The sequence below is a fragment of the Pseudomonas fluorescens genome, assembly GCF_902497625.1.
GTDB lineage: Bacteria > Pseudomonadota > Gammaproteobacteria > Pseudomonadales > Pseudomonadaceae > Aquipseudomonas > Aquipseudomonas fluorescens_BQ.
Window position 1 is genome coordinate 13,385 of sequence record NZ_CABVGX010000043.1, and the last position, 25,545, is coordinate 38,929.

A 25,545-nucleotide genomic window follows, 5' to 3' on the forward strand; every position below is an offset into this window, starting at 1 on the left:
TTTAAGACGGGGGGCGGTGGAGGGACAAATTTTGTTGAGGTTGTGCCGTACATGGCGAGATTTGTCGATTGGCGCCGACAAAAAAAACGCTACTTGAAATCTCAAATAGCGATTGATTGAAGACTTGAGGATTCAGAATCCGCGCATCATTCGTGACACCTTCCTCCACCAGGATCCGCGCTGATTGAATGGATCATCCGCCAGCACACGCGGCATATCCCGCAGTCGAATCCACGGTTCATTCTGCCAATGCAACATGCACAGCACATCTTCCACTCAGCGTCGGACGCTCAACCGACCGGGAAGGGCGCGCATCACGCAGCGCTGGAACGACCAGATGAGTCAGCCATTCCCGCAGCAGCCGATACTCAGGGCAATAGTGGTAAACCAGCAATGCGTCCTCAAACACCGCGTCCGACATCTCCAATATCAGATGCAAAAAATTTCATTGGATTCGGTCGGGCCGTTTTACACGGCTCGTACATTGGTCCCGCAAGCGGCTATTTAGAGGCGACGTAACGTATCGAGGTGGGCCTGCAAAGCTTTGCTGCTTGGTCTGTCAGACAGCGTGGCGGGCAGCGATAGAGGCTTGTGCCCAAGCGAGCTGTATTCACTTTGCAAGAGCGCGCCTGCCATTCCGACGAGCAAACTATCCGGATCAACCCACAGCAGACCGAGATCAAATAAGGTATGGATGTCCGCGCGTAGCAATAAACCGTTGCTGACCACATTAGTGTCTGCACCCAAATACGGGACGATATGTGCAGCTTCTAACAGGGCTTCAATCTTGCACCCGGTCACTGCACATTGGCCTGCGTACGCTTTGAACAACTTTTTACGAAAAGAACTCTGGCCTTGGCGACGGACGATGCTTGCAAGAGTGCGCTTGCGTGCGTCGACTACATTAGCGGGATCAAACTCACCCTGATTCTTTAGCTCAGCTTCGATGTCGGCAATCTTCAGCGTGTGGCTGCTTTCGCGATGAAGCGTGAATTTGGTAGGACCTGATTCTTCATGGGCATGATGGAGAAATCGTCCTTCGTAGGTGAAGCCAGCACCAGGATGCTCGTATTTTTTCTTTCGGTAGAACAGCAGCAACTCAAGGCCGCGCTCAATGTGTTCCATAATGAGGTGGTCAGTACCTCCCTTGAGCTGACCCTCCATGTGAAGAACATCATCGACCAGCGCATCTTCATATTGCGTGCGGTCTGCGGTTTTGTGCTCTGTGACGAAAATCAAGACGGAGTCGAGCGCGACGGGTTTGAATATTCCGTTGTTAATGCTCGATGCAGTAATCTCAAAGAGATTGCGAAGGTCATCGCGGGTGTAGACCTTCCCCGCCTCCAATCGTTGGGACGCGGACGAGCCTGTAAGTGGTTGTAGTACTTTTCTGACCACGGAGTAGTCCTTTTCCATGAGTCTGTAGGAAAAGGGATAGTGCAGTAGTAGTCCATCTTGTTACAAATCCAAATTAAGGTCAGAACGCCACCATTGCGCAAATCAAGCTTTCTGCACCGACTGCCTCCGTTACGTCGTAATCACCGTGCGCCACCAGCCTTCAAATCCCTCAGAAAATAAACAACCCGCTCAGTCTCCTCGAACCCCAACGCCTCATGCATTGCATGGCTCACTTGATTCTCTACCAGCGCATCCGAAGTCAACTCGGTGCACCCCATTTTTACAGCCCATAGTTCGACGCTCGCTACCAGTTGCCGCGCGATGCCTTGGCCGCGATGGGCGGGTTGGACGTTTGCTGCTGAGCGCTCATGCGGCTGTCGACCTGGCTACGGAGGGAGGAGCTTAGATGACGTGTCACGATTACCTTTCTTGGTGCCCCTTCTGGTAAGCCCGTACGCCAGCGTGTCGTCCAATTCATAACATTCGAGGCTCGCGATTGAGACAAAAAAAGGGTTGCCATTTGGCAACCCTTTTCGACAGAAGCTATTTCATTTTTAATGAGATGGATTCAGGTCGTGATGCGACTCCACGGCCACGATTATCAATCCCAGCTCAAAGCCCCACCAGTCTGATACTCAATAACCCGCGTCTCAAAGAAATTCTTCTCTTTCTTCAAGTCCATAATCTCGCTCATCCAAGGGAATGGATTCGTCGTCCCCGGATACTCTTCCTTCAAACCAATCTGGCTCAAACGACGGTTAGCAATAAACTTGAGGTAATCCTCCATCATCGCCGCATTCATCCCCAATACCCCGCGAGGCATGGTGTCCCGCGCGTATTCAATCTCCAGCTGAGTGCCCTGCAGAATCATCTGCGAAGCTTCTTCCTTCATCTCGGCATCCCACAAGTGCGGGTTTTCGATTTTGATCTGGTTGATCACGTCGATGCCGAAGTTCAGGTGCATGGATTCGTCGCGCAGAATGTACTGGAACTGCTCGGCGACGCCGGTCATTTTGTTGCGGCGGCCCATGGAGAGGATCTGGGTGAAGCCGCAGTAGAAGAAGATGCCTTCCAGAACGCAGTAGTAGGCGATCAGGTTGCGCAGCAACTCTTTGTCGGTTTCGACGGTGCCGGTTTCGAACTTCGGATCGGAGATCGAACGGGTGTATTTGAGGCCCCAGGTGGCTTTTTTCGCGACCGACGGGATCTCGTGGTACATGTTGAAGATCTCGCCTTCATCCATGGCCAACGATTCGATGCAGTACTGGTAGGCGTGGGTGTGGATCGCTTCTTCGAAAGCCTGGCGCAGGATGTACTGGCGGCATTCCGGGTTGGTGATCAAGCGATAGACAGCCAGCACCAGGTTGTTGGCAACCAGGGAGTCGGCGGTGGAGAAGAAGCCGAGGTTGCGCATGACGATGCGGCGCTCGTCGTCGGTCAGGCCTTCCGGGTCTTTCCAGAGGGCGATGTCGGCGGTCATATTGACTTCTTGCGGCATCCAGTGGTTTGCGCAACCGTCCAGGTATTTCTGCCAGGCCCAGTCGTACTTGAAGGGTACGAGTTGGTTGAGGTCGGCGCGGCAGTTGATCATGCGCTTTTCGTCAACGGCGACACGGGCGGAGGCGCCTTCGAGTTCGGCGAGGCCTTCGGCGATGTCGAGGTTGTCCAGAGCAGCCTTGGCGCGAGCGATGGCGGCGGAGTCAGACGCGGTGACAGCGCGAGCTTCCTGGGCAGCAACACCACCGGCGGTGTCGAGGCGGTCCATGTTGGCTTCAGTCGCGTGGCCGGCGTTGGCGCCTTTGACCACGGTTTCAGCGCTGTCTTCTTTGTCGAATTCGTCCCAGCTCAGCATGACGTGTCGTCTCCTGCGTGAGGGCCAGATGCCCATGTGATGGTTATTCACACGGTCGGTCTGGCCGCGTTGGATAAAGGTCGTTTTTCAGCAGCTATACGCAGGCATCAAACAGAATTTTGTACGGGGTTCCGAGAGCCTCTGATGGCGCAGGCTGCGAAGAACGCGGCTGCGGGGCTTCAGACTGACTTTTCGCCCTGTAAGGGAATATTGCAGGCCCGTTTAAGGCGGCATTATAGGGAAATTTTTGCCGGCGTGGTGCGGCGAATCGGCTCATGGAGGGGCCGAGAGGGAGGGTTTTTCGAGCAAAGCGAGGTAATACAGGGCTTTGGCTCATGGAAAAAAAATTTCGCTGATTTGAGCGCCGAACAGATGTTGTTCAAAAAACGTTCAAAATTGCCGTTTTTCACTACATCTTGTGTTTTGCAATGACATTTTGCGTCTATCAACACAACTGAGCCCGACCGAAGCCGGGCTGAAATCGACAGTCAGCCACACGCTGAAAGGATCGATTGGCGCAGTCTTGATCAGCCGTTGGAGCAGCCGTTGCCCATGATGGTGTAGCTCATGAGATGGCGTTGGCCTTTGGAGTCGTCGTATTCCATTGTCATCGGCACAACTTCACAAACATTCGGGACTTCACTCATGTGGATAACTTTGGCGATGTCCGGGTGACTGGAGTAAGTGTATTGCTCGACGATGGGTTGTTGCTGGGCGACATCAGTCGGGACCTCGTCTGCCATGGCGGTTACGCACAGGCTGGAGAGGGCCAGAACTAATAAAGCTTTCATTTCAGATCTACCTTTTTGAAGTCGAATGGGGTCACGCAATCTTTTTGGGATTGCGTGTGGAGCCTGGTATGGGGTTTTTTGATTAACTGCCTTCGTGGGGGCTGTAACTGGTTAATCAGGGTTTGCCTTGTTGGCGGGGCAGATTCTAGGCGTGGGGGAGTGATTCATATAGGTGGGGTTTTGATAAACACTTTTGACAGATTTTGTAACAATCATCGAATAGCTCAGCAGTTGCGCGGTTTTTTGTAGCAGCTGCCGAGCCTGCGCGGCTGCGTTCGGTTGCGCAGCAGTCGTAAATTGTCCATGCGCGGCATGATTGGAAGAACCGGGCGGATCTGACGACTGCTGCGCAACCGAACGCAGCCTCGCAGGCTCGGCAGCTGCTACATGGGCGTGGCTTCGCAGCCTCGCGGGCTCGGCAGCTGCTACATGGGCGTGGCTTCGCAGCCTTGCGGGCTCGGCAGCTGCTACATGAGATAGCGCGGTGTCAGGTGCTAACCACGACAAATTGTAGGGCCTTGTTACTACCATCGTCGAATGGTTCTATAGGCCCGGCCCCGTTACAACTGGACCCATACAAAAACAACTATTCCACCGAGGTAAGAAAGATGAGTGCGGCTTCTCTGTATCCCGTTCGTCCCGAGGTAGCAGCCAACACGCTGACCGACGAGGCAACCTACAAAGCCATGTACCAGCAGTCGGTCGTCAACCCCGATGGCTTCTGGCGCGAGCAAGCCAAGCGCCTCGACTGGATCAAGCCTTTCACCGCGGTGAAACAGACGTCCTTCGACGATCACCACGTCGACATCAAGTGGTTTGCCGATGGCACCCTGAACGTTTCCTACAACTGCCTCGACCGTCATCTGGCCGAGCGCGGCGATCAAATTGCGATTATCTGGGAAGGGGATGACCCGTCCGAGAGCCGCAACATCACCTATCGCGAACTGCACGAACAGGTCTGCAAATTCGCCAACGCCTTGCGCGGTCAGGATGTACACCGCGGCGACGTGGTGACTATCTATATGCCGATGATCCCCGAAGCCGTGGTCGCCATGCTGGCCTGCACCCGGATCGGCGCGATTCACTCGGTGGTGTTCGGTGGGTTCTCGCCGGAAGCCCTGGCCGGTCGCATCATCGATTGCCGCTCGAAAGTGGTGATCACTGCTGATGAAGGTATTCGTGCGGGCAAGAAAATCCCGCTCAAGACCAACGTCGACGACGCGCTGACCAACCCGGAAACCAGCAGCATCCAGAAAGTCATCGTGTGCAAGCGCACCGGTGGCGACATCAAGTGGAACCAGCATCGCGACATCTGGTACGAAGACCTGATGAAAGTGGCGGGCAGCGTTTGCGCACCGAAAGAGATGGGTGCCGAAGAAGCGCTGTTCATCCTTTACACCTCCGGCTCCACCGGCAAACCTAAAGGCGTGCAGCACACCACCGGCGGCTATCTGCTTTACGCCGCGCTGACTCACGAGCGCGTGTTCGACTACCGCCCGGGCGAAGTCTACTGGTGCACCGCCGACGTTGGCTGGGTCACCGGCCACACTTACATCGTCTATGGCCCGCTGGCCAACGGCGCGACCACGCTGCTGTTCGAAGGCGTGCCGAACTATCCGGACATCACCCGGGTGGCGAAGATTGTGGACAAGCACAAGGTCAACATCCTCTACACCGCACCGACTGCGATCCGCGCAATGATGGCGTCGGGCCAGGCCGCAGTTGAAGGTGCTGACGGCAGCAGCCTGCGATTGCTCGGCTCGGTCGGTGAGCCGATTAACCCGGAAGCGTGGGACTGGTACTACAAGAACGTCGGAAAATCCCGCTGCCCGATCGTCGACACCTGGTGGCAGACCGAAACCGGCGGCAACATGATGAGCCCGTTGCCGGGCGCTCATGCCTTGAAACCGGGTTCCGCTGCGCGGCCGTTCTTCGGTGTGGTGCCGGCATTGGTCGATAACCTGGGCAACATCATCGAAGGCGTTGCCGAGGGCAATCTGGTGATTCTCGATTCGTGGCCAGGTCAGGCCCGCACGCTGTATCGCGACCATGACCGCTTCGTCGACACCTACTTCAAGACCTTCCGCGGCATGTATTTCACCGGTGACGGCGCGCGTCGCGATGAAGACGGCTATTACTGGATCACCGGTCGTGTGGACGACGTGCTGAACGTGTCCGGCCACCGGATGGGCACTGCCGAAATCGAGAGCGCGATGGTTGCGCACCCGAAAGTCGCCGAGGCCGCTGTGGTGGGTGTGCCGCACGACATCAAGGGGCAGGGCATTTACGTCTACGTGACATTGATCGGCGGCGAAGAGCCGAGCGAGCAACTGCGTATCGAGTTGAAGAACTGGGTGCGCAAGGAGATCGGTCCGATTGCTTCACCGGATGTCATCCAGTGGGCGCCGGGGCTGCCGAAGACCCGTTCGGGCAAGATCATGCGCCGCATTCTGCGCAAGATTGCTACGGCTGAATACGATGGGTTGGGCGACATTTCGACCCTGGCGGATCCGAGTGTGGTGCAGCATTTGATTGATACGCACAAGACGATGAATGTGGCGTAAACCCTATTCATGAGTCATTGAAACCCCGTCTGGCGGCGCGCCTGACGGGGTTTTTTCTTGCCTGGTTTTCATGTTGGTCAGACCGGCCTCATCGCGAGCAGGCTCACTCCCACAGTTGATCTGCAGCGAACCCAGAATGTGCGCCTGACTCAACTCCCCTGTAGGAGCCAGCCTGCTGGCGATGGCCATCTGTCAGACACCGAATAAAGCCAGCCAATAATTATCGACATACCCTGTAGTCCATTTCCCTCTGTTACCCGCAGTCCTTCAAGTAACCAAATGTGTAACCCGCCGCGCCGATACGGGGCGATGGGAAACGCGATGCATCGCTCTAGAGCCCCCATATCCTCTGCATAAAATTAGAATCAACGCTACGCTTGCCGGATTAGAAGGCTTTGCCAATAATAGGCCCGCAATTTGCAGCATAGATCGGTTCAATGTCTTTTGGTCTTGCATGAAACTGCAGGGCTGTCAACGTGCCCAATCGGCATTCTCGGTGCTTCTGTAATTTGTTGTCGCATTGAAGAAATATCGACTTCGGGCCTGTCGTTAGAATGCCGGTCACTCGCTCGTCGTTGCGTTTGTTGAAAACAACGTACGCTTGGCATGACGCAGCAACCGCTTTCCGGTTCCACTCACTCGCATATTGGGCTATCGCTCACTCTGCCGTTTTTGCCCTATACCGATGGAGTCCAAAGATGAAGAAACTCGTGCTGCTTGGCGCCTTGGCACTGTCTGTGCTGTCCCTGCCAACCTTCGCTGATGACAAGCCTGTAAAGATTGGTATCGAAGCGGCGTACCCGCCATTCGCCTCCAAAGCTCCAGACGGCAGCATCGTTGGGTTCGACTACGACATCGGCAACGCACTGTGTGAGGAAATGAAGGTCAAGTGCGTTTGGGTCGAGCAAGAATTCGACGGCCTGATCCCGGCCCTCAAAGTGCGCAAGATCGACGCGATTTTGTCCTCGATGTCGATCACTGAAGATCGCAAGAAGTCGGTCGACTTCACCAACAAGTACTACAACACCCCGGCACGTCTGGTGATGAAATCGGGCGCTCAGGTCAGCGACAGCCTGGCCGAACTCAAGGGCAAGAACATCGGCGTGCAGCGCGGTTCGATCCATGAGCGTTTTGCCCGCGAAGTCCTGGCCCCGCTGGGTGCCGAGATCAAGCCGTATGGTTCGCAGAACGAAATCTACCTCGACGTGGCTGCCGGTCGCCTCGACGGCACCGTGGCAGACGCCACCTTGCTGGACGACGGTTTCCTGAAAACCGACGCGGGTAAAGGTTACGCCTTCGTAGGCCCGGCCTTCACCGACGAGAAATACTTCGGCGATGGCATCGGTATCGCCGTTCGCAAAGGTGATGCGCTGAAAGAAAAAATCAACACCGCGATCACTGCCATTCGCCAGAACGGCAAATACAAGCAAATCCAGGACAAGTACTTCGCCTTCGATATCTACGGCAAGTAACAACGTCCCGGCGACAGTCCGAAATGGCGCAAGCAACAGGATCTCTGCGGTTTGCGCCATTTTTTCATCCGAACATTCGAGGACCTGAATCATGTTGAAAGGCTACGGGGCTGTCATCCTCGATGGCGCATGGCTGACGCTTCAGCTCGCCTTGTCGTCCATGGCCCTGGCCATCGTTCTGGGTCTGATCGGCGTGGCATTGCGGCTGTCGCCGGTGCGCTGGCTGGCCTGGCTGGGCGACCTGTATTCCACGGTCATCCGCGGCATTCCCGATCTGGTCCTGATCCTGCTGATTTTCTACGGTGGTCAGGACTTGCTCAACCGCGTGGCGCCGATGCTCGGTTATGACGACTACATCGATCTCAATCCACTGGCCGCCGGTATCGGCACCTTGGGTTTCATCTTCGGTGCCTACCTGTCGGAGACGTTCCGTGGTGCGTTCATGGCCATTCCCAAAAGCCAGGCCGAAGCCGGCATGGCGTATGGCATGAGCAGTTTTCAGGTGTTCTTCCGGGTGTTGGTGCCGCAGATGATTCGCCTGGCAATTCCGGGTTTCACCAACAACTGGCTGGTTTTGACCAAGGCGACCGCGCTGATTTCGGTGGTCGGACTGCAAGACATGATGTTCAAGGCCAAGCAGGCGGCAGATGCCACCCGCGAACCTTTCACCTTCTTCCTCGCAGTGGCAGCCATGTACCTGGTGATCACCAGCGTCTCGTTGCTGATACTGCGTCAACTTGAGAAGCGCTACTCGGTAGGCGTAAGGGCGGCTGATCTATGATCTTCGACTACAACGTCATTTGGGAGGCCCTGCCGCTGTATTTCGGCGGGTTACTGACGACCCTCAAATTGCTCGCACTGTCGCTATTTTTCGGCCTGCTGGCGGCCTTGCCGCTGGGGCTGATGCGCGTTTCGAAAAACGCCGCGATCAATATGTCGGCGTGGCTGTTCACCTACGTGATTCGCGGCACGCCGATGCTGGTGCAATTGTTTTTGATCTACTACGGCCTGGCGCAATTCCAGGCGGTGCGCGAGAGCTTCATGTGGCCGTGGCTGTCCAGCGCGACGTTCTGTGCGTGCCTGGCATTCGCCATCAACACCAGCGCCTACACCGCCGAGATCATCGCCGGCAGTCTGCGCGCGACGCCGAACGGCGAGATCGAAGCGGCCAGGGCGATGGGCATGTCACGCTTCAAGATGTACAAGCGCATCCTGCTGCCGTCCGCCCTGCGCCGGGCGCTGCCGCAGTACAGCAACGAAGTGATCATGATGCTGCAAACCACCAGTCTGGCGTCCATCGTCACGCTGATCGACATCACCGGCGCCGCGCGCACCGTCAATGCGCAGTACTACCTGCCGTTCGAGGCGTACATCACGGCGGGCGTGTTCTACCTGTGCCTGACTTTCATTCTGGTGCGCCTGTTCAAACTGGCCGAGCGTCGCTGGCTGGGCTATCTGGCCCCACGGAAGCATTGATATGGAGCGCATCGATCACGTATTGCCGTGGAACAACCTGGGCAGCGAACGGCAGATTTCGGTCTTCCGCTTCGGAAGCGGCGAGCGCAAGGCCTACATTCAGGCCAGCCTGCACGCGGACGAGTTGCCGGGCATGCGCGTGGCCTGGGAACTCAAAAAGCGCCTGAGCGAACTCGAAGCGCAAGGCTTGCTCAACGGAGTGATCGAACTGGTGCCGGTCGCCAATCCGCTGGGCCTGGGGCAATTACTGCAAGGCAATCACCAAGGGCGTTTCGAGGCAGGCAGCGGCAAGAATTTCAACCGCGATTTCGTCGAGCTGAGCGCCCCGGTAGCGGCTGCGCTGGACGGGCGCCTGGGTGATGATCCGCACGCCAATATCCGCTTGATCCGCCAGGCCATGAGCGACGTGCTCGACGCATTGCCACCGGCCGCGAGCCAGTTGCAAGGCATGCAACGCATTTTGCTCGGTCATGCCTGTACCGCCGATGTCGTGCTGGACCTGCATTGCGATACCGACGCCGCGCTGCATATGTACGCGTTGCCGCAACACTGGCCGCAATGGCGCTCGCTCGCCGCGCACCTGGGTGTGAAAGTCGGCCTGCTGGCGGAAGAGTCCGGCGGCAATTCGTTCGACGAAGCGTGCTCGATGCCGTGGTTGCGCCTGTCGCGGCTGTTCCCTGATGCACGGATTTCATTGGCGTGCCTGGCGACCACCCTCGAGCTGGGCGGCCAGGCCGACACTGATCGGCCAGATGCCGAAGCCTACGCTGAGGGCATCCTCGCGTTTCTGGCCGAGCAGGGCCTGATCAGCGGCGACTGGCCCAAACCTGCGCAAGACGCTTGCGAAGGTTTGCCGTTCGAGGGCACCGAGTTGCTGTTCGCGCCGCATCCGGGTGTGATCAGTTTCCTGCGTAAACCGGGCGAGTGGGTTGAGGCCGGTGATGAAATTTTCGAAGTGATCGATCCGTTAGCCGATCGCGTCAGCACGGTGTGTGCTGGTACGTCCGGGGTGCTGTTTGCCATTGAACGGCTGCGCTACGCCCAACCGGGTTTCTGGCTGGCCAAGGTGGCGGGGCGCGAAGCGCTGCGTCACGGGCGCTTGCTCAACGACTGACTGACTGTTTTTGTGAGAACCGACCGCATGTACAAACTTGAAGTCCAAGACCTGCATAAACGCTATGGCAGTCACGAAGTGCTCAAGGGCGTGTCCCTGAAAGCGGCGGCCGGTGATGTGATCAGCATCATCGGCTCCAGTGGCTCCGGCAAAAGTACCTTTCTGCGCTGCATCAACCTGCTCGAGCAGCCGCACGCGGGCAAGATTCTGCTGAACAACGAAGAGTTGAAACTGGTCGCCAACAAGGACGGCGCGCTGAAGGCTGCCGACCCGAAGCAGCTGCAACGCATGCGTTCGCGCCTGTCGATGGTGTTCCAACACTTCAACCTGTGGTCGCACATGACCGCGCTGGAAAACATCATGGAAGCGCCGGTCCATGTACTTGGCATGTCCAAGGCCCAAGCCCGCGAGAAAGCCGAGCATTACCTGAACAAGGTGGGCGTGGCGCATCGCAAGGACGCCTATCCGGGCCATATGTCCGGTGGTGAACAACAGCGTGTGGCGATAGCCCGTGCGCTGGCGATGGAACCGGAAGTGATGTTGTTCGACGAACCGACCTCCGCGCTCGACCCGGAACTGGTCGGCGACGTGTTGAAAGTGATGCAGGCGCTGGCGCTGGAAGGCCGGACCATGGTGGTGGTGACCCACGAAATGGGCTTCGCCCGTGAAGTGTCGAACCAGTTGGTGTTCCTGCACAAAGGTATCGTTGAAGAAAGCGGCAATCCCCGTGAGGTGCTGGTCAATCCACAGTCCGAACGCCTGCAACAGTTCCTCTCGGGCAGCCTCAAGTAAAACGAACGCCCGTGGCGCGCCGGGATCGTCCATGCTCCTCAACCTGGAGCCTGGCGCAATCCCCTGTAGGAGCTGCCGAAGGCTGCGATCTTTTGACCTTGATGTTTCAAATCAAAAGATCGCAGCCTCGTTTCACTCGACAGCTCCTACAGAGGGAGGGGTGCGAGCCAGCTTCCACAGTTGATCTGCGCCTGTTTCAAGATTTACGTTGATTTACGGGCTAGCATTGGCCCATGCCTTCATCACTGTTTGAGTTTCGGATTGCCCGCCCATGACTGCCCATCGAATTGGTTTCCTGATTTGGCCCAGCACTAAAGCACTGACGCTTGCGCTGGCTGAGGAGGCCTTGCGCGTTGCTCAGCGTGTGCATCCGGACGTGGTTTACGAACTGACGTTTTTGCAGGCCGAACCGCCAACCGACGGCGCCTGGCAATTGCCGGGTGAACCGTGGGCGGGCAAACTGGAAAACTTCCAGAAACTGTTCCTGCTGGCAGATGAGCCGCCAACGTTGTTGGCGCCGGCGCTCAGCAGTTCCCTGAAACAACTGGTGCGAGCCGGTTGCGTCATCGGCGGCTTGTCGGCTGGTGTCTACCCGCTGGCGCAACTCGGCCTGCTCGATGGTTATCGCGCCGCCGTGCACTGGCGTTGGCAGGACGATTTCGCTGAGCGTTTCCCGAAGGTGATTGCCACCAGTCATCTGTTCGACTGGGATCGCGATCGCCTGAGCGCGTGCGGCGGCTTGTCCGTACTCGATCTGTTGCTGGCGGTGCTGGCCCGTGATCACGGCGCCGAACTGGCCGGTGCTGTATCAGAAGAACTGGTGGTCGAACGTATTCGCGAGGGCGGCGAACGCCAGCGCATTCCGCTGCAGAATCGCCTCGGCTCCAGTCATCCCAAGCTCACGCAAGCCGTGCTGCTAATGGAAGCGAATATCGAAGAACCGCTGACCACCGACGAAATCGCCCAGCATGTGTGCGTGTCTCGCCGGCAGCTGGAACGGATCTTCAAGCAATACCTCAACCGAGTGCCGAGCCAGTATTACCTTGAACTGCGCCTGAACAAGGCCCGGCAAATGTTGATGCAAACCAGCAAGTCGATCATCCAGATCGGCCTGTCGTGTGGCTTTTCTTCGGGGCCGCACTTCTCCAGCGCCTATCGCAATTTCTTCGGCGCCACGCCGCGGGAAGATCGCAACCAGCGGCGCAGCAGCAGCCCGTTTGAATTGTCGTCGGTGCCTTCAGAGCGCGGCTGAATCCGGCAATGCCATGGCGGTGCACCCTGGCGTCGCTGGCGCCCGATCAGTCCTCAATTGATTCGATCGGGGGCATATTGTCTTCGTCGTCGGAAATATCAGCCACTTCATTGATGCCCAGATCGTTGTCCGTTTCTCGATAATAATTGGCAATGATGCGCAGACTTTCCTCATTGAATGGATTGCCGCTGAAATCCAGGTTTTCACCGACATCGGGAGGGACCTCCAACAACTCAGGCGGCATCACAGTGATCGCGTTGTTACTCAAGTCGACGTTCAGCCAGGTTTCGATGCGCCACAAGCCGTCTGGAATGTGAGTGATGCCGGTCTCACTGAGGTTCAGTATCGACATACCGTTCATGTTGCTTAAGTCCGGCGTCAGCCCCAATGGGTTGTTCCTGAGATTCAGATAATCAAGTTGTTCCATTCCTGCCAGCGCGTTGAGCGTTGAGTGGGTCAGGGTGATGTTGCCGTGCGGCAGGCTCAACGACGTCAACTGTTCCATTCGGAAGATGGCGTCGGGAATGTTATTCAGTTGGTAGCCGCGTACTGCCAGCGACTGCAAGTTGGGGAAGTAATCAAGGAAATTGCCAACTCGGGTGCGAGCTTCGACAGCGCTGGTCAGGTACATCTCGGGCACATGGCTGAAGTCGGCCGTCAATGTCGGCAATTCGCCGAAGATCGCTGAGCTCGAATAGAACGCGTACGGGTCGCCTGTCAGCGTCTCGGTTGGTATCCGTCGCCAGCAATTCTCCAGACTTTCCTTGAACGCGCGTCGTTTGCGTTGTTCCTCCAGCAAGCTCTGCGCATCGAGTGGCAGCCCGGTGACGGGGTGCTCTGGAATGTCAGTCATCCATACCGTGAGGTCGCTGATCAACGTCGAAAGTTCGGCCTCCCTGCGTAACAGTTCCATTCGCCCGTCATTCAAGGTGCCGGGTATCCGGTAAATGAAATCACTGGCTGCCGTAGCGTCCATGGTCGGGTACAGCGATTGAAGCAAATCGCGGTCAGCCTGATCGGCCGGCACTCCCATGTCCTTACCTGTTTGCTGGTAATACGCTTTTAACTGCTCTCGAGTGACAGCTGAGAGTGGATTGCCGCCCAGGAAAAGGTCCTTGTCGCTGCTTGCGCTGTAGAGCTCTCGGGGGATTTCGGCTATTCGATTGTCAGTCAACAGAGCGACTGTAAGCGCGGGATGATCGGCCAGACCGACCGGAATTTGTTCAATGCCAGTGCTGGAGAGGTCAATGTAGGAGAGGGTCGGCAAAGTGGCTAAATTCGGCGCCTGCCCCAACGGATTGAAGAACAGATCCAGACTGGTTAATTTGGCCAGCGACGACAATACGGCCTGCCCCGGCGCGTCGAGCACGATCGCACAGTTACTCAATGTCAGACTCTGTAGGGACTGCATGCCGCTGATCGCCTGCGGTACGCGACCCAGGCCGAAACCGCGCAACGCAAGATGCTGCACGCCAGTGAAACATTCCAGGAAGCCAGCGCAGACATTCGACGCCGGGTTGCCGTTAAGGGCGAGCGTCCTCACGTGACTGAAATCTGCTGAGAGGGGCGGTATCTCCCCGGTAAACCCCAGGTTTGAACCAAACGCGTCTGCCCTTTTTTCTGAAGTCTCGACCAGTCTTTGTCGCCAGAATTGCTCCAGCTCCTTGCGAAAGTGATATCTGCCGTTGCGTTCGGCGATTTTTTCGGCGTCGCTCATCGCTGCGCCGGTGGCTGAGTGTGTGGGTATGTCATCGGCCCATGTGCGCAGATCGTGGGTGAGCTGAGCGATTTCCACTTCCCACTGACCTAGTTGAGCGCGACCGTCTTCCAGTGTGCCGGGCAGTTTGTAGATCATGCGACTGGCTTCTTCCGGGTTCATTCCGGGAAACAATGCGCGTGCGCGGTCGATGTCGGCTTGTTCAGCCCATATGCCAAAGTCATCCGTGAATGCAGCGAAGTAAGTCTTTATCAGGTCCCGGCTGGTGACCGACAGCGGGTTGTTGGCAAGATTTATCCCGGCGGCGAGCTCCTGCCTCAATGTGAAAAACGCGGCTGGTAATTCGGTTATCTGATTGTCGCTAAGCATCGCGACTTTAAGGCGCGTGCGGCTGATAAGACCGTTCGGCAGGTGTGTGATGCCGGTGTTGGACAGCCAGAGATCGACGAGTCCCGGCATGTTCTCCACATCGGGTGCAGTGACCAAGGCGTTGTGGCTCAGATCCAGTACTTGAAGTTCACCCAATGCCGACAGCGCCGCCTGACCGGAGGGCGTCAGCGTCACATTGCAATTGCTCAGTGTCATCTGCTTGAGAGCGGGCATACGCGTGACAGCCTGGGGTATTTGCTGCAGGTTGAAATTACGCAGATCAAGGTTGTAAAGATTGGGAAAGAGCTCGATAAACGCGTCTACTCCCTCAATCGCGACGTTGCCACTGAGCGTGAGTCGCGTCACATGGCTGAAGTCCGTCGAAAGCTGCGGCATGTCTGCGGCAAAAGACAGGTTTGCCAGGAAATGGTCATCCCTGAGCCGGGCAATTTCCGGACGGCGCCGCCAGAATTTCACCAGCGTCTGGCTGAACGCCGCCATGGCTTCCGCGTCGGCTTGCGCTGGCTTGTTTTGTTGCCAAATCGACAGATCAAGCTTCAACTGGCTGAATTCTGCGTGCCACTGGTGGAGCCGGACCCGACCCTGCGCCAAGGTGCCAGGCAGGTCATAAATGACGTCGCTGGCATCTTGGTGATCCAGTGCTGGAAACATCGCTCTGACCCTCTCGACATCGGCCAATTCTGCACTGACACCAAAATCCTGTCGGACGGTTTGAAAGTAGTTTTTGATCCGATCCCGGGTCGCGGGTGACAACGGATTGTCCTCAAAGTCGATACCATCACTGCGATGTGCAGTGAGATTGAACAGAGCCTCGGGCAAGTCTCTGAACTGGTTACCGGTGAGATAGGCGGAATCCAGGCTGGGGTGGTCGGCTAACCCTGCAGGCACGGTCGAAATGCCGGTCCTTGACACGTCGAGGTGAGTCAGTTGGGTAAGGGCAGTGATATCAGGCGGGACGCCTAATGGATTATCGTTGAGCTCCAGCGTGTGCAGATGGCTCAGAGTGTCGAGTAAGGACTGACTCTCGGGATTCAGCACTACGCCGCAGTCTTCCAGGATCAGCGTTCGTAGCTCAGGCATGCCGGTCACTGACTGTGGAATTGTACCCAACGTAAACTCAATCATTTCCAGACGTTCCAGATTCGGGAAGCGCTGCAGGAATGCGTTCGGCGCCCTCAGGGTGCGATTTCCGCTGATCGTCAAGCGGGTAACATGGTTGAAATCTGCGCTGATGGCTGGCATGTCTTCAGAGAATTCAGCGGTTAACACCAGGTCTGGTTTGATCCGGCTTCGCCATGCCTGCTCCAGCGCTTGACGGAAGTTCTCTCGGGCCAGGCGCTCCTGTTGGCGTTCAATGGCAGTCAGTTGCTCCCCGCTGACAGCGTGTCGATCAGGACCGCGATCGATCCATTGCACCAGGTCATTGTTCAACTGCGTGAGTTCTGCCTCCCAATTAGTCAGCTGGGCTCGTCCTTCAGCCAGCGTTCCTGGCAGGCGATAAAGCAGATCCGATGCCTGGTAAGGACCCAGCTCCGGGAACAACGCTACGGTGCGCAGAATATCCGCTGGGTCGGCCAATACGCCAAAGTGCTGCGAAGTTCGAATGTAATGCGCTTTTATTCGCTCCCTGGTCGCCAGGGACAGCGGGTTATTGGAAAAATCGAAACCTTCGCTGAGTTCGGCGGACAGTTCGAAAAAAGCCTCGGGAAGTTCGCCAATCAGGTTGCCGTCAAATCGGGCGATGATCGTCTGGGGGCGGTCCAGCAAATCGGCTGGTACTGAGGAGATGCCGGTGTCGGCCAGGTTCAGATGACCCAGCGATGGCAGGGCGCCGATATCAGGTGCTCCTGAGAGCAGGTTTCCTTGCAGATCCAGCAGCGTAAGCTCGGTCAGGGAGGCGAGCAGCTGTCGGTCGGCGGGTGTGAGGGTGATGGCACAATTGCGGACAATCAGCTGGCGCAGTCTGGGCATGTCAGCGAGAGACTGAGGAAGCTCCGGCAGGGTGAAGTTACGGACGTCCAGATACACCAGATTGGGGAAAAGCTGGCGAAACGGTTCGAGCCCCTGTGTACTTGCACTGCCGACGACTGTCAGGCCGGATACATGGCTGAAATCGGCATTCAGGACGGGAAGCTCGCCCAATATCGGTTCTGCCACATACAACACGTCCCCGAGAGGTACGCGTGTTTCCCGACGCCAGCAACGTTCGATGGCGGTTCTCAATAATCCTCGATTCTGCAAGGATGCCCGCCGTTGTATGGGCGTAAGCATCGTCCCCGTGGCAGGGTCGTTAACCGGTGTGTTGTTTGCCCAGCGGGCCAGGTCAAGGGTGAGCTGGTTGTATTCGAGGCTCAGACGGGACAGTTCAGCGTGCGCACCCGCGGGGCGGTCCCGTAGCCAGCTGATAAAGGCCTGCAGTTCCTGCTGACTCAGCCTGGGATATAACGCTCGTGCTCTGTTTTCCAGCGTGAATGTGCGCGAGCGATTGCGTCGCGGCAATGGTCGATAACCGTCTGCACCGAGCAGGCGCAGCGTATCCGCCGCCGGCTCAATCACCGGTGGCGGGGTGATCGCAAGTCGCAGTTCGTCTCTTGGTACTGGCCGCGCGCGGATCGCATTTTTCAGTGTTTCGCTCTGGCCGATGTCAATGTCCAGCGCCTGGCGTTCCGAGTCGGGCAGCGCGTACAGGACACTGGAAAAGAAGTCGGTCGCCGCCTGCAATTCCTGACCGCGATCATCGTAAGGTTGGTAGCGGCCATCGCTCTGGCGGACCAGCACTTTTTGCGATGGCGCATCTGCACGACCGGTGCTGTCCAGCAGAACGCCCTCGTAATGGCGATCACGTATTTCGATACGCACCTGGCCTGTCCAGCCCGGCAACTGCTTGAGGCTATGCAAGGCCAGCGTCTCGCTGTCCGGGTTGCTCACCGATTCCAGCTCCAGACCTTCATAGGCCCGTGTTACCCGCAGTTCCTGATTCGCCACTCGAACCAGTTGCTGCTGACGGACCGGCATGTGCCCTCCACTGATTTCCAGCAGTTCCTCGCCGGTGGCGGTGTTGAGCAGTTCACGCGTGACGCTGGCTGGCAACTGAGGATCGTATTGGAAGATGACCGGCGCCAGCGGGTCTTCCATTCGCTCAAGCGCCTGATAGCGTGATTCGAATTCGGTCGTGCGTTGTTCCCAGGCGAGCTGCGCCAGTTGTTTTCGCAGTGCTTTAGCGCCTGTTTCGAGTGAGGGCGTCGGGCCGGAAAACTCCCACCCCAGCAGCGCCTTGACGGCGTCCTCGTCGAGTGCGCTCAGCAACGTTTTCAACAGGTCACCGTCCACCAGAGCATCTTGCCGAAGCTCGATCAACGGCAGGTTTTCTTCATTGGCCGATTGCCATTGGACAGTGCCCTCCCGATCAATCAACCGCATGGGTTTGTCGGTGGGCCATTTGCCGTGGTCCGTCAACAGCTGCAGCTGCATCGACGGATCAGCGCTCAGGTAGCGCTCCGGCAGTTCGCTGTGGAGTTGATCGACAAACCGTTTCAGGTCCTGATCGATCTTGAAGCGTTTGATCGTGTCGGCAAGCAGTGGCGGCAGCGGCGCGTGGTCGACATGCATTGCCCGTCTGGCAGCGCGACCGGCTTGAAGCGGTCGATGAAGGCGACGATTTCTTCTGGCAGTACCTTGCGAAATTCACCCGCGCCAATGACCCCGCCTAGCGCAAACGTGCCCAGCTGGATCAGCGATTCCACGGTTCCCATCAAATGCTCGAACGCCTCGGTGGTCCGGCCTTGTGCCCATTCGACGATGCCCTCGAAGGTTTCGTCGAGCAGCTGATAAGCCATGTAAGCCAGCATCGCTTCCCCCAGCCCGGGCACAAAAGGCGCAATGACAAAGGCGGCGGTTTCGATAATTGACGTGGCGATCTTCACCACTGAATCCCAGAACGCCCAACGGGCCTTTTGATCGACTGTCGCAGTGGGCACGGCGATAACAAGCGCGTCATTAAGAATCTTGTTGAGTTTGGTTTGATACAAATGCCGCCACAGATCGCGCTGGATGGGGGTAATGGCGAGCTGCAGGATCGGCTTGTCCAGAGGCGTTTCCCGCCATGTCGGTTCGGCACTGCCGGGCACTGGCGGATGCCAGGTGATTTTGCTCAAGCGGTTGTTCAAAGTGGCGAAGAACTCGCCCCGACGTTCGTAATCGACGAACCGACTGAAGAAGCGCTGGTAATCTTTCGAACGTAGTCGGCGAGTGAGCGCGTGCGCCAGATCGGCCATTGAAGCGTATTGCTTGACCGGATGTTCCGGGTCGTCCGGGATATAGATCACCGGTTTGACAGTGTTACGCGTACTTTCCGGGTCCGGGCTGAACACGAGGACACCCGTGAGGGAGGCGGACAACATCGTCAACTCATGACACAGCAACTCGGCCCCGTTGATCCGCATGCCTTGCAATCCATCGAGCAGCCCGGTGATCAGGATGAAGTGACTCTGCGAAATGTCGCGGTTCATCAGGGCAAAATGCAGCGCCGCAGTGAGTGCAGACTTTTGGCTTTGGTCGATTTTCAGCTGCAGGACTGCGGCGGCGACGGGGTTGTCTAAACCGAGATTTTCTTTCAGGTAACTCTGGTACCGGGCGCCGATGTCCAGCTCCCTGCAGAGTTGGGTGAAAGCCGCGATGCTCAATTTGTCCTTGATAGCCGCCAGTGTTTCGAACTGTCCGGTAGACGTGGGCTCGGTGCTGAAGGTCGATTCGATTTCAAAAGCGTCGTCTTCGGTCTCCTTTTCTTCAAAGTTGTGCAACACCGCGTCCAGCAGTGAAACGCTCCAGACGCGGGCGCCGGTCTTGACAGGAAACCAGGGGGTGGTCACCGGGACATAGAGGCGCAAGAACGTGGTGCGGACGTCCAGCTCGATATCGAAACGGTTTTTCAAGGCCGCTGTGAGTATCGGTTCGGCGAAGGCACTGACATCCTGTATGTGCGCGAGCCTTTGATCGACATCATTTTGGGCCGTCCAATGGGCGCCGTTGAGTGTTTTCATTCGCAAATGCTGCGCGGCCGGCACCGCTTTGAGCTGATCCGGAAGGCGCGGCTGAGTGTTCTTCAGTGCGAGGCGCCTGGCGGCAGAGGCTTTGCCAAGCCACTCGGGAATGGCTGCTTTGAGCGGTTGATAATGCGCATCGGGATGTTGTGAGTTGGGCGCGGCGCCAGTGGCTGTCGGTTCCGATCCGGCGGACAGTTGCATAATGTCATTCCTTGAGCGTTAAAAGAGCACCCAGAAAAACAAAACGCGGCAATCAATGTGCGGTACATATTTGCCGCACCCTTTGACAAGCCTGCCTATAACCTGTGATCGCGGTTTAAACTGCGCCTTTGCGACGCTATATGTCGCATTGCCGTAAACCCGGCTGAAACCGGGGTTGGCGCTATAAGAAGTTGTCGCTTGGCGGCAAGGCCGGGCCGAGAACTGTCCTTACAATCCCCCCATCGCTCGCCAGTATCCGGCGAGTGTTCCTCTTCAGGAGACTCCGATGTCCGTTGAGCACGCTGCGGTAGAACGCGCCGATTTCGACCAGGTAATGGTTCCCAACTACGCGCCTGCCGCTTTCATTCCCGTGCGTGGCGCCGGTTCCCGCGTGTGGGACCAGTCAGGCCGCGAGCTGATCGACTTTGCCGGCGGCATCGCCGTCAACGTATTGGGCCATGCGCACCCGGCGCTGGTCGGTGCCTTGACCGAGCAGGCGAACAAGCTGTGGCACGTGTCCAACGTGTTTACCAACGAGCCGGCGCTGCGCCTTGCCCATAAGCTGATCGACGCGACGTTTGCCGAGCGTGCGTTCTTCTGCAATTCCGGCGCCGAAGCCAACGAGGCTGCGTTGAAGCTGGCCCGTCGTGTCGGTTTTGACCGGTTCGGCAGCGAGAAGTACGAGATCATCGCCACCCTGAACAGCTTTCACGGTCGCACCCTGTTCACCGTGAACGTCGGTGGCCAGTCGAAATATTCTGACGGTTTCGGACCGAAAATCACCGGCATCACCCACATTCCTTACAACGACCTGGCCGCTTTGCAAGCCGCCATCTCCGAGAAGACTTGCGCGGTAATCCTCGAGCCGATCCAGGGCGAAAGCGGCGTGATCCCGGCCGAACTTGAATTCCTGCAAGGCGCCCGCGATCTGTGCGACGCGCACAACGCGCTGCTGATTTTCGACGAAGTGCAAACCGGTATGGGCCGCAGCGGGCATTTGTTCGCCTACCAGCATTACGGTGTGACGCCGGACATCCTCACCAGCGCCAAGAGCCTGGGCGGCGGTTTCCCGATCGCGGCGATGCTGACCACCGAAGATCTGGCCAAACACTTGGTCGTCGGCACTCACGGCACCACCTACGGCGGCAACCCGCTGGCGTGTGCGGTCGCGGAGGCGGTGATTGATGTGGTCAACACGCCTGAAGTGCTGGCAGGTGTGAACGCCAAGCACGACAAGTTCAAGGCGCGCCTTGAGCAGATCGGCGAGAAATACGGCATGTTCACTCAGGTTCGCGGCATGGGCCTGTTGATCGGCTGCGTGCTGAACGACGCCTGGAAGGGCAAGGCCAAAGAGATCTTCAACGCCGCCGAACGCGAAGGCCTGATGATCTTGCAAGCCGGACCGGACGTGGTGCGTTTTGCTCCAAGCCTGGTAGTTGAAGACGCAGACATCGACGAAGGCCTGAACCGCTTCGAACGTGCTGCGGCGAAATTGACGCAAGCCTGATAAACCTTTCGACGCCTGACATTTCAGGCGTCGAACCCGATTTTAATGCCGGACCAGTTCAATGTGGGAGCGAGCTGCTGTGGCGAGGGGGCTTGGCGAAACGTCGCACCGCCCCGTTGGGATGCGAAGCATCCCTAAAACCAGTCACCACTATTTTGAATCACAAAGTGGAGATGGTTTTACGACTGCTTCGCAGCCGAACGGGGAGGTGCGACTTTTCGACGAGCCCCCTCGCCACAAAGCTTCACTCCTGCAAGGGTTCGGCTTATTGCCCTCAAGAGTATGAGAAAGGAGTGACACCATGCTGGTGATGCGCCCCGCGCAAATGGCTGATCTGGGCGAGGTACAGCGTCTGGCTGCGGACAGCCCGATTGGTGTCACTTCCCTGCCGGATGATGTCGAGCGCCTGAGCGACAAGATCGCCGCAAGCGAAGCATCGTTTGCCGCCGAAGTCAGTTTCAATGGTGAAGAAAGCTACTTCTTCGTTCTCGAAGACAGTGTCACCGGCAAACTGGCCGGTTGTTCGGCCATCGTCGCCTCGGCCGGCTATTCCGAGCCGTTCTACAGCTTTCGCAACGAAACGTTCGTGCACGCTTCCCGCGAGCTGAAGATCCACAACAAGATTCACGTGCTCTCGCAGTGCCACGACCTGACCGGTAACAGCCTGCTGACCAGTTTCTACGTGTTGCCGGAGCTGGTGGGTTCGGCGTGGTCGGAGCTCAACTCGCGCGGGCGCTTGCTGTTTGTTGCCAGCCATCCGGAACGCTTCGCCGATTCCGTGGTGACCGAAATCGTCGGCTACAGCGATGAGAATGGCGACTCGCCGTTCTGGGATGCAATCGGGCGCAACTTCTTCGACCTCAACTACGCCGCTGCCGAGCGTCTGTGCGGTCTGAAGAGCCGCACCTTCCTTGCCGAACTGATGCCGCACTATCCAATCTACGTGCCGTTGCTGCCGGACACCGCGCAAGAAGCGATGGGCCAGGTGCACCCGCGTGCGCAGATCACTTTCGACATCCTGATGCGCGAAGGCTTTGAGACCGATCATTACATCGATATTTTCGACGGTGGCCCGACCTTGCATGCACGTGTTTCGGGGATCCGTTCGATCGCCCAGAGCCGCGTGGTGCCGGTGAAGATCGGCGAGACGGTCAAAGGCGTCGGCCGGCAGTATCTGGTGGCCAATGCGCAGTTGCAGGATTACCGCGCCGTGTTGCTCGAGCTCGATTACGCGCCGGGCAAACCGGTGGTTCTGGACCTGGAAGCGGCGGAGGCCCTGGGCGTCGGCGAAGGTGCCAGCGTGCGCCTGGTCGCGGTTTGACGCCTGCTGTAAAGAATGCTGAAAAGCAGCGAGTTTCACGGGTGGCGCAAGCGGCCCGTTTGAGGAGATAGCATGATCGTTCGTCCCGTACGCAGCAGCGACTTACCTGCTCTGATCGCCCTGGCGCGCAGCACCGGCACCGGCCTGACCACGTTGCCGGCCAACGAAGAGCGGCTGGCCCATCGGGTCGGCTGGGCCGAAAAAACCTTTCGCGGCGAAGCCGGGCGGGGCGATGCGGACTACCTGTTCGTGCTCGAAGATGACGAGGGTCGCGTGGTTGGCATTTCCGCCATCGCCGGCGCCGTTGGCCTGCGCGAGCCGTGGTACAACTTTCGCGTCGGCCTGACCGTCAGTGCCTCGCAGGAACTGAACATTTACCGCGAAATTCCGACGCTGTTTCTGGCCAACGACCTGACCGGCAATTCCGAATTGTGCTCGCTGTTCCTGCACGCCGATTACCGCAACGGCCTCAACGGCCGCATGCTGGCCAAGGCGCGGATGCTGTTCATTGCCGAGTTCCCACAATTGTTCGGCAACAAGATCATCGCCGAGATGCGCGGCGTGTCCGATGACGCCGGGCGTTCGCCGTTCTGGGAAAGCCTGGGCCGGCACTTCTTCAAGATGGAGTTCAGCCAGGCCGATTACCTGACCGGCGTGGGCAACAAGGCATTCATCGCCGAATTGATGCCGAAATTCCCGTTGTACACGTGCTTCCTGTCGCCGGATGCGCGCAACGTCATCGGCCAGGTTCACCCGGACACCGAGCCGGCGCTGTCGATGCTCAAAAGCGAAGGCTTCAGCTATCAGGGTTACGTCGACATTTTCGACGCCGGCCCGGCTGTGGAGTGCGAAACCGGCAAGATCCGCGCCGTGCGCGACAGCCAGGCACTGGTGCTGGCCATTGGCACACCGGGTGACGACGCCACGCCGTTCCTGATTCACAACCGCAAGCGCGAAGACTGCCGGATCACCGCCGCACCCGCACGCTTCGCCGCCGGCACGTTGGTGGTCGATCCGCTGACCGCCAAACGTCTTCAACTCAACGCCGGCGATCAAGTGCGCGCCGTTCCGTTGTCCGCCGCACGGGAGTCGAAATAATGAATTCGCTATACATCGCAGGTGAGTGGCTGGCCGGGCAGGGCGACGCGTTTCAGTCGCTGAATCCAGTCACCCAGCAGGTGCTGTGGGCCGGCGAAGGTGCAACGGCCGCTCAGGTCGAATCGGCCGTGCAAGCCGCGCGTCAGGCCTTTCCGGGCTGGGCGCGACGCACGCTGGACGAGCGCATTGCGGTGCTGGAAGCTTTCGCCGCCGCGCTGAAAAATCACGCTGACGAGCTGGCTCGTACCATCGGTGAGGAAACCGGCAAACCGCTGTGGGAATCGGCCACTGAAGTCACCAGCATGATCAACAAGATCGCGATCTCCGTGCAGAGCTACCGTGAGCGCACCGGCGAGAAGAGCGGCCCGCTGGGCGACGCCACCGCCGTCTTGCGTCACAAGCCGCACGGCGTGGTGGCTGTGTTTGGCCCGTACAACTTTCCCGGTCACTTGCCCAACGGCCACATCGTTCCGGCCTTGCTCGCGGGTAACAGCGTGCTGTTCAAGCCGAGCGAACTGACCCCGAAAGTGGCCGAGCTGACGGTCAAATGCTGGATCGAAGCCGGCCTGCCCGCGGGCGTGTTGAACCTGCTGCAAGGCGCTCGCGAAACCGGGATTGCCCTGGCGGCGAATGCGGGTATCGACGGGTTGTTCTTCACCGGATCGAGCCGCACCGGCAACCATCTGCACCAGCAATTCGCCGGTCGTCCGGACAAGATCCTCGCGCTGGAGATGGGCGGTAACAATCCGCTGGTGGTCGATGAGGTGGCGGATCTCGACGCCGCTGTTTATACGATCATCCAGTCGGCGTTCATCTCTGCCGGTCAGCGTTGCACCTGTGCCCGCCGCTTGCTGGTGCCGCAGGGCGCCTGGGGTGATTCGCTGTTGGCGCGTCTGGTCGAGGTCAGTTCGACCCTCGAGGTCGGCGCCTTCGATCAGCAACCGGCGCCGTTCATGGGCTCGGTGATCTCCCTCGGTGCGGCGAAAGCGTTGATGGATGCGCAGGAACATCTGCTGGGCAATGGTGCGGTGGCGTTGCTGGAAATGACGCAGCCGCAGGCCCAGGCCGCGTTGCTGACCCCGGGCATTGTGGATGTCACGGCCGTCGCTGATCGTCCTGACGAAGAACTGTTCGGCCCGTTGCTGCAAGTGATCCGCTACGCTGATTTTGAAGCGGCGATCGCAGAAGCCAACGACACGGAATACGGTCTGGCGGCCGGTCTGTTGTCGGACTCCGAGGCGCGTTATCAGCAGTTCTGGCTGGAAAGCCGCGCCGGTATCGTCAACTGGAACAAGCAGCTGACAGGCGCCGCGAGCAGCGCGCCATTCGGCGGTGTCGGCGCCTCGGGCAACCACCGCGCCAGTGCCTACTACGCGGCGGACTACTGTGCATACCCGGTGGCCTCGCTGGAAACTCCGAGCCTGGTGATGCCCGCTGCTTTAACGCCAGGTGTGAAAATGGCGTAGGACATTTGTAGCAGCTGCCGCAGGCGGCGTCCGTGCGCGACCTGACCCGGACGCCGCCTTCGGCAGCTGCTACAGAGATCCTGTTCCAGTCA

18 protein-coding genes and 2 pseudogenes are annotated in these 25,545 nt (G+C 58.2%); 13 read left to right on the forward strand and 7 right to left on the reverse strand.

All coding sequences use genetic code 11. From position 1 onward, the window contains the following. Positions 1 to 132: 132 nt before the first annotated feature. From F8N12_RS27950 to F8N12_RS21735, 4 genes and pseudogenes are all read right to left on the reverse strand, one after another. Positions 133 to 397: pseudogene (locus tag F8N12_RS27950) on the reverse strand (phage antirepressor protein); the annotation flags it as partial. Between the two features lie 107 nt (positions 398 to 504). Further along, a complete protein-coding gene (locus F8N12_RS27685; RefSeq protein WP_191623201.1) occupies positions 505 to 1,398 on the reverse strand; it encodes an HNH endonuclease in 894 nt (297 codons plus the stop codon). 140 nt (positions 1,399 to 1,538) lie between these two features. Next, positions 1,539 to 1,745, reverse strand: a pseudogene (locus F8N12_RS21730) (N-acetyltransferase family protein); the annotation flags it as partial. Between the two features lie 254 nt (positions 1,746 to 1,999). Continuing rightward, on the reverse strand, positions 2,000 to 3,250 hold the full coding sequence (locus tag F8N12_RS21735; RefSeq protein ID WP_028622416.1) for a ribonucleotide-diphosphate reductase subunit beta: 1,251 nt from the start codon (positions 3,248 to 3,250) through the stop codon (positions 2,000 to 2,002). Positions 3,251 to 3,286: 36 nt separating this feature from the next. On the opposite strand from F8N12_RS21735, the gene F8N12_RS21740 reads away from it, so the two are divergent. After that, on the forward strand, positions 3,287 to 3,682 hold the full coding sequence (locus tag F8N12_RS21740; protein WP_150582233.1) for a hypothetical protein: 396 nt from the start codon (positions 3,287 to 3,289) through the stop codon (positions 3,680 to 3,682). 95 nt (positions 3,683 to 3,777) lie between these two features. Here the strand turns inward: F8N12_RS21740 and F8N12_RS21745 are convergent, their stop codons facing one another. Further along, the gene (locus F8N12_RS21745) at positions 3,778 to 4,041 is read right to left on the reverse strand and encodes a DUF2790 domain-containing protein (protein WP_150582234.1); all 264 of its coding nucleotides are present in this window, start codon (positions 4,039 to 4,041) and stop codon (positions 3,778 to 3,780) included. 608 nt (positions 4,042 to 4,649) lie between these two features. Here F8N12_RS21745 and acs point away from each other — a divergent pair. The 7 genes from acs (at position 4,650) to F8N12_RS21780 (ending at position 12,711) form a co-directional block, all read left to right on the forward strand. Continuing rightward, entirely contained in the window at positions 4,650 to 6,605 is a 1,956-nt protein-coding gene (gene acs / locus F8N12_RS21750) for an acetate--CoA ligase (RefSeq protein WP_150582235.1), read from the forward strand. A 698-nt stretch (positions 6,606 to 7,303) separates the two neighbouring features. Further along, positions 7,304 to 8,077, forward strand: a complete 774-nt coding sequence (locus F8N12_RS21755; RefSeq protein ID WP_150582236.1) for an ABC transporter substrate-binding protein — start codon at positions 7,304 to 7,306, stop codon at positions 8,075 to 8,077. Between the two features lie 91 nt (positions 8,078 to 8,168). Further along, complete coding sequence (locus F8N12_RS21760) at positions 8,169 to 8,858, forward strand: ABC transporter permease (RefSeq protein WP_150582237.1); 690 nt, start codon at positions 8,169 to 8,171, stop codon at positions 8,856 to 8,858. Continuing rightward, the gene (locus F8N12_RS21765; RefSeq protein ID WP_150582238.1) at positions 8,855 to 9,553 is read left to right on the forward strand and encodes an ABC transporter permease; all 699 of its coding nucleotides are present in this window, start codon (positions 8,855 to 8,857) and stop codon (positions 9,551 to 9,553) included. Before F8N12_RS21760 ends, F8N12_RS21765 begins: the two co-directional genes overlap by 4 nt. A 1-nt stretch (position 9,554) precedes the next feature. Further along, a complete protein-coding gene (locus tag F8N12_RS21770; RefSeq protein WP_150582239.1) occupies positions 9,555 to 10,667 on the forward strand; it encodes a M14 family metallopeptidase in 1,113 nt (370 codons plus the stop codon). Between the two features lie 27 nt (positions 10,668 to 10,694). Further along, positions 10,695 to 11,459 carry an ABC transporter ATP-binding protein gene (locus tag F8N12_RS21775; protein ID WP_150582240.1) on the forward strand — a complete coding sequence of 255 codons (765 nt, stop codon included), beginning with the start codon at positions 10,695 to 10,697 and terminating at the stop codon, positions 11,457 to 11,459. A 271-nt stretch (positions 11,460 to 11,730) separates the two neighbouring features. After that, on the forward strand, positions 11,731 to 12,711 hold the full coding sequence (locus F8N12_RS21780) for a GlxA family transcriptional regulator (RefSeq protein ID WP_150582241.1): 981 nt from the start codon (positions 11,731 to 11,733) through the stop codon (positions 12,709 to 12,711). Between the two features lie 46 nt (positions 12,712 to 12,757). On the opposite strand, the gene F8N12_RS21785 is transcribed toward F8N12_RS21780, so the two are convergent. Beyond that, entirely contained in the window at positions 12,758 to 17,596 is a 4,839-nt protein-coding gene (locus F8N12_RS21785; protein ID WP_191623202.1) for a leucine-rich repeat domain-containing protein, read from the reverse strand. Between the two features lie 54 nt (positions 17,597 to 17,650). Between F8N12_RS21785 and F8N12_RS27690 the strand changes: the two genes are divergently transcribed. Next, the gene (locus F8N12_RS27690; RefSeq protein ID WP_191623203.1) at positions 17,651 to 17,977 is read left to right on the forward strand and encodes a hypothetical protein; all 327 of its coding nucleotides are present in this window, start codon (positions 17,651 to 17,653) and stop codon (positions 17,975 to 17,977) included. Between the two features lie 374 nt (positions 17,978 to 18,351). On the opposite strand, the gene F8N12_RS21790 is transcribed toward F8N12_RS27690, so the two are convergent. Beyond that, on the reverse strand, positions 18,352 to 20,061 hold the full coding sequence (locus tag F8N12_RS21790) for a dermonecrotic toxin domain-containing protein (protein ID WP_150582243.1): 1,710 nt from the start codon (positions 20,059 to 20,061) through the stop codon (positions 18,352 to 18,354). A 286-nt stretch (positions 20,062 to 20,347) separates the two neighbouring features. Here F8N12_RS21790 and F8N12_RS21795 point away from each other — a divergent pair, with 286 nt between their 5' ends. From F8N12_RS21795 to astD, 4 genes are all read left to right on the forward strand, one after another. After that, on the forward strand, positions 20,348 to 21,568 hold the full coding sequence (locus F8N12_RS21795; RefSeq protein ID WP_150582244.1) for an aspartate aminotransferase family protein: 1,221 nt from the start codon (positions 20,348 to 20,350) through the stop codon (positions 21,566 to 21,568). 301 nt (positions 21,569 to 21,869) lie between these two features. Beyond that, positions 21,870 to 22,889 carry an arginine/ornithine succinyltransferase subunit alpha gene (aruF, locus tag F8N12_RS21800; RefSeq protein ID WP_150582245.1) on the forward strand — a complete coding sequence of 340 codons (1,020 nt, stop codon included), beginning with the start codon at positions 21,870 to 21,872 and terminating at the stop codon, positions 22,887 to 22,889. A gap of 72 nt (positions 22,890 to 22,961) precedes the next feature. Then, the gene (astA, locus tag F8N12_RS21805) at positions 22,962 to 23,987 is read left to right on the forward strand and encodes an arginine N-succinyltransferase (RefSeq protein ID WP_150582246.1); all 1,026 of its coding nucleotides are present in this window, start codon (positions 22,962 to 22,964) and stop codon (positions 23,985 to 23,987) included. Then, on the forward strand, positions 23,984 to 25,453 hold the full coding sequence (astD, locus tag F8N12_RS21810) for a succinylglutamate-semialdehyde dehydrogenase (RefSeq protein ID WP_191623204.1): 1,470 nt from the start codon (positions 23,984 to 23,986) through the stop codon (positions 25,451 to 25,453). The genes astA and astD overlap by 4 nt, the downstream gene beginning before the upstream one ends. The last annotated feature ends 92 nt before the right edge of the window (positions 25,454 to 25,545 follow it).

Excerpts from the sequence above, each read along its gene's own strand:
- F8N12_RS21735 (WP_028622416.1), bottom strand. The coding sequence starts at position 3,250 with ATGCTGAGCTGGGACGAATTCGACAAAGAAGACAGCGCTGAAACCGTG.
- F8N12_RS21745 (WP_150582234.1), bottom strand. The coding sequence starts at position 4,041 with ATGAAAGCTTTATTAGTTCTGGCCCTCTCCAGCCTGTGCGTAACCGCC.
- acs (WP_150582235.1), top strand. The coding sequence starts at position 4,650 with ATGAGTGCGGCTTCTCTGTATCCCGTTCGTCCCGAGGTAGCAGCCAAC.
- F8N12_RS21755 (WP_150582236.1), top strand. The coding sequence starts at position 7,304 with ATGAAGAAACTCGTGCTGCTTGGCGCCTTGGCACTGTCTGTGCTGTCC.
- F8N12_RS21760 (WP_150582237.1), top strand. The coding sequence starts at position 8,169 with ATGTTGAAAGGCTACGGGGCTGTCATCCTCGATGGCGCATGGCTGACG.
- F8N12_RS21765 (WP_150582238.1), top strand. The coding sequence starts at position 8,855 with ATGATCTTCGACTACAACGTCATTTGGGAGGCCCTGCCGCTGTATTTC.
- F8N12_RS21770 (WP_150582239.1), top strand. The coding sequence starts at position 9,555 with ATGGAGCGCATCGATCACGTATTGCCGTGGAACAACCTGGGCAGCGAA.
- F8N12_RS21775 (WP_150582240.1), top strand. The coding sequence starts at position 10,695 with ATGTACAAACTTGAAGTCCAAGACCTGCATAAACGCTATGGCAGTCAC.
- F8N12_RS21780 (WP_150582241.1), top strand. The coding sequence starts at position 11,731 with ATGACTGCCCATCGAATTGGTTTCCTGATTTGGCCCAGCACTAAAGCA.
- F8N12_RS27690 (WP_191623203.1), top strand. The coding sequence starts at position 17,651 with ATGGCGATCACGTATTTCGATACGCACCTGGCCTGTCCAGCCCGGCAA.
- F8N12_RS21790 (WP_150582243.1), bottom strand. The coding sequence starts at position 20,061 with ATGCAACTGTCCGCCGGATCGGAACCGACAGCCACTGGCGCCGCGCCC.
- F8N12_RS21795 (WP_150582244.1), top strand. The coding sequence starts at position 20,348 with ATGTCCGTTGAGCACGCTGCGGTAGAACGCGCCGATTTCGACCAGGTA.
- aruF (WP_150582245.1), top strand. The coding sequence starts at position 21,870 with ATGCTGGTGATGCGCCCCGCGCAAATGGCTGATCTGGGCGAGGTACAG.
- astA (WP_150582246.1), top strand. The coding sequence starts at position 22,962 with ATGATCGTTCGTCCCGTACGCAGCAGCGACTTACCTGCTCTGATCGCC.